The organism is Novosphingobium sp. (assembly GCF_040398825.1).
Lineage (GTDB): Bacteria > Pseudomonadota > Alphaproteobacteria > Sphingomonadales > Sphingomonadaceae > Novosphingobium.
On the sequence record NZ_JBBATI010000010.1, the window covers coordinates 52,881 to 64,562 of the forward strand.

12 protein-coding genes are annotated in these 11,682 nt (G+C 68.0%); 11 read left to right on the forward strand and 1 reads right to left on the reverse strand.

The window, feature by feature from the left end; translation table 11 throughout:
* The first annotated feature begins 48 nt into the window (after positions 1-48).
* The 7 genes from ABWP89_RS07300 to ABWP89_RS07330 all read left to right on the forward strand — a co-directional run bounded on the left by ABWP89_RS07300 (position 49) and on the right by ABWP89_RS07330 (position 7,658).
* Entirely contained in the window at positions 49-939 is an 891-nt protein-coding gene (locus ABWP89_RS07300; protein WP_353228262.1) for a prephenate dehydratase, read from the forward strand.
* A 345-nt stretch (positions 940-1,284) separates the two neighbouring features.
* The gene (locus ABWP89_RS07305) at positions 1,285-1,878 is read left to right on the forward strand and encodes a hypothetical protein (RefSeq protein ID WP_353228264.1); all 594 of its coding nucleotides are present in this window, start codon (positions 1,285-1,287) and stop codon (positions 1,876-1,878) included.
* A 13-nt stretch (positions 1,879-1,891) separates the two neighbouring features.
* Complete coding sequence (locus ABWP89_RS07310) at positions 1,892-3,280, forward strand: hypothetical protein (protein WP_353228265.1); 1,389 nt, start codon at positions 1,892-1,894, stop codon at positions 3,278-3,280.
* A gap of 10 nt (positions 3,281-3,290) precedes the next feature.
* Positions 3,291-4,247 carry an AAA family ATPase gene (locus ABWP89_RS07315; RefSeq protein WP_353228266.1) on the forward strand — a complete coding sequence of 319 codons (957 nt, stop codon included), beginning with the start codon at positions 3,291-3,293 and terminating at the stop codon, positions 4,245-4,247.
* A gap of 2 nt (positions 4,248-4,249) precedes the next feature.
* Complete coding sequence (locus ABWP89_RS07320) at positions 4,250-5,578, forward strand: DUF58 domain-containing protein (RefSeq protein ID WP_353228268.1); 1,329 nt, start codon at positions 4,250-4,252, stop codon at positions 5,576-5,578.
* Positions 5,575-6,675 carry a stage II sporulation protein M gene (locus tag ABWP89_RS07325; protein WP_353228269.1) on the forward strand — a complete coding sequence of 367 codons (1,101 nt, stop codon included), beginning with the start codon at positions 5,575-5,577 and terminating at the stop codon, positions 6,673-6,675. The genes ABWP89_RS07320 and ABWP89_RS07325 overlap by 4 nt, the downstream gene beginning before the upstream one ends.
* Positions 6,675-7,658, forward strand: coding sequence for an RDD family protein (locus tag ABWP89_RS07330; protein WP_353228270.1), 984 nt, complete (start codon positions 6,675-6,677; stop codon positions 7,656-7,658). The genes ABWP89_RS07325 and ABWP89_RS07330 overlap by 1 nt, the downstream gene beginning before the upstream one ends.
* Positions 7,659-7,681: 23 nt before the next feature.
* Here ABWP89_RS07330 and ABWP89_RS07335 read toward each other — a convergent pair whose 3' ends face one another.
* Positions 7,682-7,873: a hypothetical protein gene (locus ABWP89_RS07335; RefSeq protein WP_353228271.1), complete on the reverse strand. Its 192-nt coding sequence runs from the start codon at positions 7,871-7,873 to the stop codon at positions 7,682-7,684.
* Positions 7,874-8,227: 354 nt separating this feature from the next.
* On the opposite strand from ABWP89_RS07335, the gene ABWP89_RS07340 reads away from it, so the two are divergent.
* Genes ABWP89_RS07340 through ABWP89_RS07355 form a run of 4 tightly spaced genes read left to right on the forward strand, consistent with a single transcriptional unit; the run spans position 8,228 to position 11,673 of the window.
* On the forward strand, positions 8,228-8,530 hold the full coding sequence (locus tag ABWP89_RS07340; RefSeq protein WP_353228272.1) for a hypothetical protein: 303 nt from the start codon (positions 8,228-8,230) through the stop codon (positions 8,528-8,530).
* Positions 8,527-9,585, forward strand: coding sequence for a type III polyketide synthase (locus tag ABWP89_RS07345; RefSeq protein WP_353228274.1), 1,059 nt, complete (start codon positions 8,527-8,529; stop codon positions 9,583-9,585). The genes ABWP89_RS07340 and ABWP89_RS07345 overlap by 4 nt, the downstream gene beginning before the upstream one ends.
* On the forward strand, positions 9,582-10,070 hold the full coding sequence (locus ABWP89_RS07350) for an isoprenylcysteine carboxyl methyltransferase family protein (RefSeq protein ID WP_353228276.1): 489 nt from the start codon (positions 9,582-9,584) through the stop codon (positions 10,068-10,070). The genes ABWP89_RS07345 and ABWP89_RS07350 overlap by 4 nt, the downstream gene beginning before the upstream one ends.
* A 10-nt stretch (positions 10,071-10,080) precedes the next feature.
* Positions 10,081-11,673: a DHA2 family efflux MFS transporter permease subunit gene (locus ABWP89_RS07355; protein ID WP_353228278.1), complete on the forward strand. Its 1,593-nt coding sequence runs from the start codon at positions 10,081-10,083 to the stop codon at positions 11,671-11,673.
* Positions 11,674-11,682: the final 9 nt, after the last annotated feature.

Below are 11,682 nucleotides of genomic sequence, written 5' to 3' on the forward strand. Positions count from 1 at the left end.
ACCCACGGGCTTGTGATCGCGGTCATGGCACTTTAAGCGGCATGGCCTATGGCCAGTTTTCCCGCCCCCGCGCTTGCGCTTGTCGCATCGATGACTGCCGCTGCTGCGGCAGATCCGGCCCGCGCGGTCGCGTTTCAGGGCGCGCCCGGCGCCAATTCGCACCGCGCCGCGACCGAGGCGGTGCCCGGTGGCCTGCCCCTGCCCTGTTTCAGTTTTGAAGATGCGCTGGATGCCGTGCGCGATGGCCAGGCCGGCTGTGCGATCATCCCCATCGAAAATTCGCAACATGGCCGCGTTGCCGATATCCATTTCCTGTTGCCCGAATCCGGGCTGTCGATCGTCGGGGAACATTTTGTCGATATTCATGCCTGCCTGATGGGGCTGGGCCACGGGCCGTTCACCAGCGCCTATAGCCATCCGCAGGCGCTGGGCCAGTCGCGCCACTATTTGCGCGCGCGCGGGATCGTGCCGATGAGTTATGCCGATACCGCCGGCGCCGCCGCCTTTGTCGCCGAACTGGGCGATCCGACCGTGGCCGCGCTGGCACCGAAAATCGCCGCCGAACTCTATGGTCTTGATATCGTAGAAGAAAATGTCGAAGATGCGCATGACAACACCACGCGCTTCGTGCGGCTGGCGCGCAAACCGCTTGATCCGGCGGTGATCACCGGTCCGGCGATCACCACCTTTATTTTCGAGGTCCGCAACATCCCCGCCGCGCTGTACAAGGCGCTGGGCGGGTTCGCCACCAACGGCATCAACATGACCAAGCTGGAAAGCTATCAAAAGGGTGCCAGCTTTGCCGCGACCACGTTCTTTTGCGATGTGGTCGGCAAACCGGGTGACCGCGCGCTCGATCTCGCGTTGGAAGAGCTGGCGTTCTTTGCCAACAACTTGCGCATTCTCGGCACGTACCCTCTGGAACGCCCAAGGGGGTAGTTTTTGCGCTGCACTGCCGTGCAGACAAACCTCCCGCCCCGCCTCGCGTTCCTTGTGCGACGAAAACGATGTTTTCGTCGGGGCCCGACCACCAATGATACCGTCATGCTGTGGTGGTCGGCTCCTCGGCAAAAACGTCCCCCGGACGTTTTCGTGCTCTTCGTCACGGGAGGCGGGGCGGGAGGTTTGTGTCGCGCGTCGCGCGACCTCATATAAAAAGGGCAATCGCTTGTCCGACGTGCGGCGTCGTGCCAGCATAAGACGGTGACATCGCCCACGCTTCATCCCGCATTACTGCCTGCCGCCCACGCCCCCGGTGCGGATGCGTGGGAACGGGTGCACGCGATGGGCGACATCCAGTTTGCCCCGCTGCAGCCGGTGGTCGTCCCGCGCAGCCAGCCGCCGGCATGGTTGCGCGCGGTGCTGGACTGGCTGGCAGCGCGAATTGCACCGCTGGGGACCTGGCTGGCACAGCACTGGCGCGCGTTCGAGATCGGCGGGGCAATATTGCTGGTGGTCGCGCTGGCATGGTTCGGCTGGACCATGTGGCAGGGGCGGCAGCGAACGCCCCGTGCGAACGACGATGCCCCGGCATGGGCGCCCGATGCGGCGATGGCGGCGATCCTGCTGGCCGATGCGGACAGGCTGGCCGCCGAGGGCCGGTTTGACGAAGCGGTGCACCTGCTGTTGCGGCGGTCGTTCGACGATATTGCCGCCAACCGCCCCGATTTGCTGACCCCGGCCAGCACCGCGCGCGAAATCGCGCAAGGACCCACCCTGCCCGCGCCCGCGCGCAGCGCGTTCGGCGTGATCGCGGGTGAGGTGGAGCGCAGCCGCTATGCGCTCCACCCCTTGCGCCACGACGACTGGCAGCGCGCGCGCGCGGCCTATGCCGCGTTTGCGGTGCCGGCGCGTGGTGTGGCGGGGGCACTGGCATGAACTGGGCAACAGCGTGAACGGGCGCCGCAATCCCGACGCGTTTGGCGCGCGCGGCACGTTTGTGCTGATCGCCGCCGGGTTTGTCGCATTCGTGGTGCTGCTGGTCTGGCTGGGCACGGGGGACCGGCCCGCCAACAACGGCGGCGCGCACGGGCTGGGCAAAGGCATCACCGGCTATGCCGCGCTGGCCGCGATGCTGCAGGCGGATGGGCACAGTGTCGGATTCAACCGCGCCCCGCATCATGCCGGTGGGGGCGATCTGCTGGTATTGACCCCGCTGCCGGGGGCAGAGGCCAAGGATATTGCCGCGCTGGTGCAGGCGCGCCGCAGCGGGCTGGGGCCGACCATCGTGGTCACCCCGAAATGGCGCACCGAACTGCTCGGTACCGATCCGCGCGCACGTCCCAGCCCATGGACCAGCGTGTTTGGCGCGCCCAGGGCGCCGACCGGATGGACCACGATCGTCGGCGCCGGCATGCCCGACTGGAAAGGGTTTCTGGACCGGGTGGGCGTCACCCTGGGCAATAGCAGGAATGCTGCGGCACATGGCTGGCGCGCAGGGGATGGCACGCATGGCCCGCTGCCCGATGACCATGTCGTGCTGGCGGGCAATGGTTTTGATGATGCCGGCCACCCGCTGGTGCCGCTGGTGCGCAGCGGCGACGGGCGCATTCTGGCCGGGTATTTCGCCGATGGTGGCAACTATCCGGCGCTGGATGCCCTGGCCGGGGCCGAACCGACCGATGATGCCGCCGCGCCGCTGGCGGCAACCATGCAGCCGCTGGTGATGGTGTTCGAACCCGACCTGTTGAACAACCGTGGCCTGGCCGACCGCGCCACCGCGCTCAATGCCCGCGCGCTGATCGTGGCCACAGCCGGCGGTGAGCGCGCCGCCCGGCTGCCGATCGTGTTCGATCTGTCACTGGCCGGGCTGGGCGCGCCGCGCAACCTGCTGACGCTGGCGTTTGAACCGCCGTTCCTGGCCGCGACGATCTGCCTGCTGCTGGCGATGGCAGCGGTGGGCTGGCGCGCCTTTGCGCGGTTCGGCCCGGCCCGCCACGGCGCGCCGGCGGATACCGTGGGCAAACTGGCGCTGGTCGACGGCGGCGCGGCGCTGCTGTTGCGCGCACGGCGCCATCATCTGATCACCGGGCCTTATGCCGATGCCACGCGCGAACGCCTGCAAATCGCGCTGGGCCTGCCGCGCTGGCGCAATGCGGCCGAAACCGACGCCGCGATCGAACGCATCCAGCACCTGACCGCGCCCGGCACCACCCCGTTTGCCACGGCTGTGGCACGGCTGACAGCGGCACGTACCCCCCCGGCGATCGCCGCGCGCGCCGCCGATCTGCACACCATCGAAACACTGCTGGTGCATTCCAGCCGGCACACCCCCACTTGAGCGAGGCATCATGACACCAGACAATCTGCGCGCACTGGCCGGCGCCATCCGCGGCGAAGTGGCCAAGGCGGTGGTGGGCCAGGACGCGGTGGTCGACCACCTGCTGATCGCGCTGTTTTCGGGCGGGCATGTCCTGCTGGAAGGGCCGCCGGGCACTGCCAAGACCATGCTGGCGCAGTGCTTTGCCGCCACGCTGGGGCTCCAATTCGGGCGTATCCAGTTCACCCCAGATTTGCTGCCGGGCGATATCCTGGGGTCGAACCTGTTCAATTTCCAGACCAGCCAGTTCACCCTGACGCGCGGCGCAATTTTTTGCGAGGTGCTGCTGGCCGATGAAATCAACCGCACCCCGCCCAAAACCCAGGCCGCGCTGCTGGAGGCGATGCAGGAACGCCGGGTCACGCTGGATGGAGAGGCGCATGCGCTGTCCGACCGCTTTACCGTGATCGCCACGCAAAACCCGATCGAAAGCCAGGGCGTCTATCCACTGCCAGAGGCACAGCTGGACCGGTTCCTGTTCAAGGTGCTGGTCGATTATCCCGATGCGGCGGAAGAGGCGCGGATCGTCGCGCGCTATGCCACCGGGCAGACGCAGCGCCGCCCGGCCGATCTGGGTATCATGCCGGTCACCAGCGCGGCCCAGCTGGCAGAGGCGATCGCGGCAGTGGGTGCAGTGACGATGGCCGACAGCATTGTCGATTATGTCGTGCGGCTGATCCGCGCGACGCGCGACAGCGGCGATCTGGTGTCGGGCGCCAGCCCGCGCGCCGCTGTGCTGCTGGCGGGCGCGGCGCGCGCGCGCGCCGCGCTGGATGGCCGCGACTATGTGCTGCCCGATGATGTAAAGGCGCTGGCCACCGCCGTGCTGCGCCACCGGCTGCTGCTGTCACCCGCCGCAGAGATCGAGGGCCGCGCGGTGGAAACCATCGTCGCCGACCTGGTCGCGCGGACCGAGGCACCGCGCTGATCATGACGCTGGCGCTGGCGCCCTCGGCACGCGCAGTCCGGCTGCTGGTGGTCATGGCCGTGGCCGCACTGGTGGTGTCCAGCGTCACGCCGGCGGCGTGGACGGTTGGCCCGGCAGCGGCGGGCGCGCTGGCGCTGCTGGTGCTGGTTGACGGGCTGTTGGCCGGCGGGGTGGTCGCATTCCGCGTGATCGCCGCGGATGCCGGCGAAGTGGGAGAACCGTTGCCGATCCGGATCGAGGCGCAATTGGCGCGGGGCCCGCGCTGGACCCGGCCGCAGGCGTCGCTGGCCACCGATCCGCGACTGGCGCCCGGCGGGCGGCTGGATGTTGCGTTGACGCCGGCGATTGAGGCCGGGCACTGGCAGGGTACCGGCCACCCGGCGCCGAGCCGGCGCGGACCGGCACAGATCGTGCGCGGCTGGCTGCGCTGGCAGGGGCCGCTGGGTCTGGCGCAGCGGCAGGTGGTGCGCAGCGTGGCGCACCAGATCGGCGTGTGGCCCAACATCGCCCCGGTGCGCGGCACCGCCCTGCAGATTTTCCTGCGAGAGGCCGGGTTCAGCCGGATTGCCCGCCGCATCCGCGGCGACGGCAGCGAATTCGAGGCGCTGGCCGAATACCAGCCAGGAATGGACCGGCGCCGGATCGACTGGAAATCATCGGCGCGTCACGCGCATCTGGTGGCGCGCGAATACGAAATCGAACGCAACAACCAGATCGTGCTGGCGTTTGATTGCGGCCAGGCGATGTGCGAACCGATCGCCGGGATCGCCCGCATCGACCGCGCGGTGACCGCCGCGCTGACCGCCGCGTGGGTCGCGTTGAAGGCCGAAGACCGTGTCGCGTTGTTCGGCTTTGCCGCAAAGCCGCTGGTGATGAGCCCATTTGTGACCGCACCCAGCCAGTTCCGCCGGTTGCAGGCCGCCGCCGCCACGCTCGATTATCATGACCAGGACGCCAATTTCACGCTGGCCATGGCGACGCTGTCCACCCGGCTGCAACGCCGGTCGCTGATCGTGGTGTTTTCCGATTTCACCGATTCGACGGGCGCGGAAATGATGATCGAAATGTGCGCCGGGCTGGTGCGGCGCCACCGCGTGCTGTTCGTGGTGATGCGGGACGAGGATCTGGATGCCGTGGCGGGCGGCACCATCGCCAGCCCGGGCGATGTGGCGCGTGCAGTGACCGCGCAAGGGCTGATCCGCCAGCGCGCGGTGGTGCTGACCCGGTTGCGCCAGGCCGGGGTGCGCGTGATCGAGGCGCCGTGGCAATCGATCGGGCTGCGGCTGGTGGAAACCTATCTGGCGATCAAGCGCGAAGGCAGCATTGGATGAGCGACGCTGCACCCATCCCTGCATCAGCCAGCTTGTCCGCCCGCATCCCCGGCGCGGCGCGGCTGGTCAGCTGGTTTGCCGGCAGCGGGCAGGCCGACATTGCCGCCGCAGAACAGGCCGCGCTGCGTTCCGACCGGTTCCGGCTGGAGCGGGAGGCGGACTGGCGGCGGTTGCAGGCGATTGTCACGCGAATCGAGGCCGGGCGCATCCGATCCATCAGCGATGACGACCTGATCGCGCTGCCGGCGCTGTACCGCATGCTGGCGTCCAGCCTGTCGGTGGCGCGCGAAACCACGCTGGATGCCGCCACGCTGGCCTATCTGGAAGGGCTGGCGCAGCGCGCGTGGTTTGTCGTGCATGGGCCGGAAATGGGCTTTCGCGGCTGGTGCGCGCGCTTTTTTGGTGGCGGGTGGAGCGCGGCGGTGCGATCGATCGCCCCCGACATCGTGATCGCGCTGGCGCTGATGATCGGCGGGACGGTGATCGGCTGGTTGCTGGTCAGCGGCAATCCCGACTGGTTCTATGCGCTGATGCCGGCACAGCCTGGCGATGCGCGCGTACCGGGGGCCAGCCGCGCTGCGCTCTATGCCACGCTGTTCGACCATGGCCAGCGCGACGGGCTGGCTGTGTTTGCGGCATCGCTGTTCAGCAACAACGCGCAAGTATCGATCCTGTGTTACGCGCTGGGCTTTGCCTTTGGCGTGCCGGTACTGTTGCTGCTGATCCACAACACCGCGCTGCTGGGGGCGCTGTTGTGGCTGTACCATGGGCAGGGGCTGACGCTGGAACTGGTTGGCTGGTTGATGGTGCATGGCACGACAGAGCTGTTTGCGATCATGCTGGCCGGTGCATCGGGCCTGCATATCGGCCGCGCGATGGCCTTTCCCGGGCAGCGCGCGGTGCTGGATGCCGCGGCGGAGGCGGGGCGGCGCACCGCCACGGTGATGACCGGGGTGGTGCTGATGCTGATCGTGGCCGGGCTGCTGGAAGGGTTTGCCCGCCAGCTGATCAACGCCACCGCGCCCAGGCTGGCGCTGGGCGGGGCGATGCTGGTGTGGTGGCTGGTCTATTTCTTTGCGTTTGGGCGGCGCCGCTGATGGCGCGCTGGTTTGGGCGCAAGCGCCGCGACACCGCCGACCAGCGCCCGGCTTCCGCGCTGAACCGGCGCCAGCGCGTGATTCTGACGGCCGAAGGTCTGCCGCTGACGCTGACGCTGGCATCGCGCGGCGTGCGCGCGGCGGCGCTGCTGATCGATCTGTTCCTGATCGTGATGGGCATTATCGGCACCACCGTGGTGCTGGGGTACATCGCCAAGGGGGTGGGGCTGGACCAGCTGTCGCACGGCAGCGCCGCGGCGGGCGATCTGGCGCAGGCGGTGATCGTGGTGTGGATCATCGCCGCGTTCCTGGCGCGCAGCGCGTGGTTCCTGTGGTTTGAACTGGGGCCGCGCGGGGCGACACCGGGCAAGCGGCTGACCGGCATCCGGATCGCTGCGCGCCCGGGCAGCGACGGCGGCGCGACGCGGTTGTCGGCAGAGGCGGTGATTGCACGCAACCTGTTGCGCGATATCGAACTGTTCATGCCGATCGTGTTTGTCGGCGGCGCGTTGAACGCCGGCGCCGATACCACGCTGGCCGGCTGGGCATCGCTGGTGTGGTTCGGGATCTTTGCGCTGTTCCCGTTTTTCAACCGCGATGGGCTTCGGTGTGGCGATGTGATCGCGGGCACCTGGGTGGTGGAAACCCCGCGCAGCCGGCTGGATACGGTGCTGTCGCTGGGCACGGCGGCGCAGGGGATCAGCACGATAACCGGCGCGCAGTACCGCTTTTCCGAAGCGGACCTGGCGGTTTACGGCGAATACGAATTGCAGATGCTGGAACGCGTGCTGCGCGACAACCGGCCGCAGGCCCTGACCGAAGTGGCCGAAACGATCTGCCGCAAGATTGGCTGGACCAGCGGCGCGGGCGATGAACGCGCGTTTCTGGATGCCTATTACACCCAGCTGCGCGCCCGGCTGGAAACCGGCATGCGGCTGGGCCGGCGCAAGGCGGACAAGTTCGACCCCGGGCCCGCGCGCTGATCAGATATCGTTTGCAGAACGCGCTAAGCCATGATGCTGAAACTGGTGCCAGTCGCCAGCGCCTGCATCGCGGCGGCGCCCTGCTGATCGGTGGTCCCTTGCGCGATCGCGGCACCGGCGGCCACTGCCGCCACCGGCCGGGCCGGCGCGATCGCGGCCGCACGCGCGGTAACCGGCGCCTGCAGGGGGCCATTCGCACCAATTCGCATATCCATGGGTAGCCTCCCGCACGCCGCATTGCTGTGCAATGTTTCAAGAACGACGCCGATTGGCCGCGATTAAGTGCGGCACTTTGCCCGCATGGGCGAAACATCCGGCCGGCTGCGAAAAGATGCTGGCTGTTTGCACACACCGCGGGTAAGCGCAATTTTACTGGCGTGGGTGGCTACGAACGGTCTGTTGGCAAGGATGTCGCAGGGTGTCGGCCGGTCGCGACCGGAGGAGATGGGGCATTGCCCGTCCTCCCCCTGCGACAGCGCCGGTTCATCGCGTTTCCTCCATGCACCGGTTCGGGCCGCACCACGCGCTATCGTCGCTGGCGTTGCTGTGCCCGCGATCCAGGAGGTTCAATGTCGATTTTCACCTGTACCGCACCACGGCGGCACCGCTGGCCGCTGGCCATGATCGTGCTGGCGCCCGCACTGATGGCGGCGGGGATCGCCCCCGCCCTTGCCGATGACGCCGGCAAAAAGGCGTGCATGCCCGATGCCAAGCGGCTGTGTTCGCATGAAATGCATTCGCTCAGCCGATCAAAGGTGCGCGCCTGTCTGATCGTGCACATGGCCGAAACATCGCCGCCGTGCCACGATTTCATGGTCAAGGCACGCAACGAGGCCCTGTCGGGGCGCAAGCCGGATGCATCCGCGCTATGACGCCAGCGCGGTTGCTCGGGCTGGGTCGCGCGACCCCGCCCCATTCGATTCCCCAGGAAGATGCACGCGAATGGGCGCGCGCACAGTTTGCCGGGCGGTTTCCGGCGTTTGAACGGCTCGCCCCGGTGTTTGCCAATGCCGGGATCAGCAACCGTCATATCGCCATGCCGGTGGAATGGTACCTGCAACCGCAGAACTGGGCGACCCGCACCGCGGCCTACCGCGATGTCGGGCGCACGCTGTTCATCGCTGCCGCGCGCGATGCGCTGGATGCATCAGGGCTGACCCCGGCGGATATCGATATCGTCGTCACGGTGTCGTCCACCGGGATCGCCACCCCCAGTCTTGAGGCGCTGGCGCATGCCGAGCTGGGCCTGCGCGCCGATGTCGTGCGCGTGCCGGTGTTCGGCCTGGGCTGTGCCGGCGGGGTCAGCGGTTTTGCACTGGCCGCGCGGCTGGCCGCCGCGCAACCGGGCGCACGCGTGCTGATGGTCACGGTCGAGCTGTGTTCGCTGTCGTTCCGCGAAGACATGCTGACCAAGGCCAATGTCGTGGCGACCGCGCTGTTTGGCGATGGCGCCGCGGCGGCGGTCCTGTCGACCGAAGGCCCAGCCACCGTCGCGGTGACCGCTGCGGCCGAACATCTGTGGCCCGACACGCTGGACGTGATGGGCTGGGACGTGGCGCCGCACGGCTTTGGGGTGATCTTTGCCCAATCGATCCCGGCGCTGATCGCGCGGCATTTGCGCACCACGCTGGCGGGCATGTGCGCACAGTTGGGCGTGGCGCGCGCCGACATCGGCCGGTTTGTCTGCCACCCGGGCGGTGCCAAAGTGGTCGAAGCGCTGGAAACCAGCCTGGACCTGGCGGCAGGGTCGCTGGATGCCGAACGCACGGTGCTGGCCGCCAATGGCAACATGTCGGCGCCATCGGTGCTGTTTGTGCTGCACCGGGCGCTGGCCGACAACCTGCTGCCCACCGACCGACCCAGCGCGATGCTGGCGCTGGGGCCGGGCTTCACGCTCAGCAGCGCGTTGCTCACGCCGCTGCCATGATCGCCGAAATTGCGCTTGGCTATGTCACGCTGGCACGGCTGGTGGAAATGCGCATGGCCCGCGCGAATACCGCGCGATTGCTGGCTGCGGGGGCGCATGAGGTTGCACCGGGGCATTACCCGGTGATCATCGCCATGCACCTGGCCTGGCTGGGCGGGCTGTGGTGGCTGGCGCCGGGGCGCGCGGTGGTGCCCGTTTGGCTGGCGGTGTTTGCCGCGCTGCAACCGCTGCGCATTTGGGTGATGGCGGCACTGGGGCGGCGCTGGACCGCGCGCATCCTGGTCGTGCCAGGCGAAGTGCTGGTACGGACGGGCCCCTATCGCTGGCTGCACCATCCCAATTACGCGGTGGTGGTGGGTGAAGTCGCCAGCCTGCCGCTGGCCTTTGGGCTGAACCGCATGGCATTGGGTTTTTCGATCGCCAATGCGGTGATGCTGACCATTCGCATCCGCGCCGAAAACGCGGCGCTGGCACCCCTGCGTTGACCATGATGCGATGACCGCGATACCATCCCCCGCGATGATGACCGAACCGCTGCCTGCCGATGGACCGTCACGCACATCGCTGGCCGTATGGGCCGGCTTTGCGCTGATGTGCGTCGCCCTGTTCATGTCGGTGCTGGATGTGCAGATCGTGCTGACCGCACTGCCGACAATGCAGCGCGGGCTGCACATCGATGAAAACGCGATGAGCTGGATCCAGACCAGCTATCTGACCGCAGAAGTCATCTCGATCCCGCTGTCGGGGCTGTTGACGCGCGCGTTATCGTTGCGCGGGTGCATGGTGCTGGCGGTCGCGGGGTTTACGCTGGCATCGGCAGCCTGCGGGTTCAGCGACGGGTTTGCCATGCTGATCGTCGCGCGCACCGTGCAGGGCCTGTTTGGCGGGGTGATCATCCCGTGTGTGTTCAGCGCGGTGTTCCTGTTGTTCGGGCCGCGCGATGAAGCGGTGGCGACCGGGCTGGCCGGGGTCATGGCGATGCTGGCGCCCACGCTCGGCCCATGGCTGGGTGGCTGGCTGACGGTGCATTTCGGGTGGCCCTGGCTGTTTTTCATCAATCTGGTGCCTGGCATTGTCGCCGTCGCCGGGATGGTGTGGCTGCTGCCGCGTGAAGCCGCGGAACCGGCGCTGTTGCGGCATCTGGACCGCGCGGGGCTGGTGCTGCTGGCACTGGCCATGATCGGGATCGAAGTCGCGCTCAAACATGCACCGCAGGCGGGATGGGCTGCGCCGGTGACGCTGGCGTGCGGCATCGGTGGGCTGATCGCGCTTGGGGCGTTTGTCGCGCGGTGCCTGCGCATTTCCATGCCGCTGGTCGATCCGGCCGCGCTGGCGGATTGGCGCGTGGCGCTGGGCACCGGGTGCAATGCTGTTCTGGGCGCGACGCTGTATGGTTCGACCTATCTGATGGTGATCTTTCTGGGGCTGGTGCGCGGGATGGACGCGCTGGCGATTGGCGAAACGGTGGTGCTGACCGGGGCGGCGCAATTGCTGACCGCGCCGCTGGCGGTCTGGGCGGAACGCTATGTGGCGCCGCTGCCCTATTGCCTGTTCGGGTTTGCCCTGTTCGGGCTGGGCTGCTGGACCGATGCGGCGCTGACCCCGGACAGCGGGTTTGCCGCGCTGTTCTGGCCGCAGATGCTGCGCGGCGCGGCACTGATGGTGTGCATTCTGGGCACCACGCGGCTGGCGCTGGGGCACCTGGCCGAAAGCGCCGTGGCCAACGCCAGCGGCTTGTTCAATCTGGCGCGCAACCTGGGCGGCGCGCTGGGCATCGCGCTGATCGACAGCCTGCTGTATGGCCAGACCCCGCAGCGGATTGCCGCAATTGCCAAAGGTCTGCGCGATGGTGATGTCCATATCGCCGCCATGCTGCACCTGCCGATCGATGATTTTCTGGCAATGCACGATATGCCGCTCGATGATGACACGCGCGCGCTGCTGCAACCGCTGATCACCCACCTGGGACTGAGCCAGTCGATCAACCTGATCTGGGTGGTGCTGGCCGTGGCGTGCATCGCGCCGGTCGTCGCCTGCGCGGTGCCGATGCTGCGCAAACCGGTGGATCGCGCCGCCACGCCGGGGTAAACCGGCCGC

Bases quoted from the DNA above. Each gene is read 5' to 3' on its own strand.
- ABWP89_RS07300 (WP_353228262.1), top strand. From the start codon at position 49: ATGGCCAGTTTTCCCGCCCCCGCGCTTGCGCTTGTCGCATCGATGACT.
- ABWP89_RS07305 (WP_353228264.1), top strand. From the start codon at position 1,285: ATGGGCGACATCCAGTTTGCCCCGCTGCAGCCGGTGGTCGTCCCGCGC.
- ABWP89_RS07315 (WP_353228266.1), top strand. From the start codon at position 3,291: ATGACACCAGACAATCTGCGCGCACTGGCCGGCGCCATCCGCGGCGAA.
- ABWP89_RS07320 (WP_353228268.1), top strand. From the start codon at position 4,250: ATGACGCTGGCGCTGGCGCCCTCGGCACGCGCAGTCCGGCTGCTGGTG.
- ABWP89_RS07325 (WP_353228269.1), top strand. From the start codon at position 5,575: ATGAGCGACGCTGCACCCATCCCTGCATCAGCCAGCTTGTCCGCCCGC.
- ABWP89_RS07330 (WP_353228270.1), top strand. From the start codon at position 6,675: ATGGCGCGCTGGTTTGGGCGCAAGCGCCGCGACACCGCCGACCAGCGC.
- ABWP89_RS07335 (WP_353228271.1), bottom strand. From the start codon at position 7,873: ATGGATATGCGAATTGGTGCGAATGGCCCCCTGCAGGCGCCGGTTACC.
- ABWP89_RS07340 (WP_353228272.1), top strand. From the start codon at position 8,228: ATGTCGATTTTCACCTGTACCGCACCACGGCGGCACCGCTGGCCGCTG.
- ABWP89_RS07345 (WP_353228274.1), top strand. From the start codon at position 8,527: ATGACGCCAGCGCGGTTGCTCGGGCTGGGTCGCGCGACCCCGCCCCAT.
- ABWP89_RS07350 (WP_353228276.1), top strand. From the start codon at position 9,582: ATGATCGCCGAAATTGCGCTTGGCTATGTCACGCTGGCACGGCTGGTG.
- ABWP89_RS07355 (WP_353228278.1), top strand. From the start codon at position 10,081: ATGACCGCGATACCATCCCCCGCGATGATGACCGAACCGCTGCCTGCC.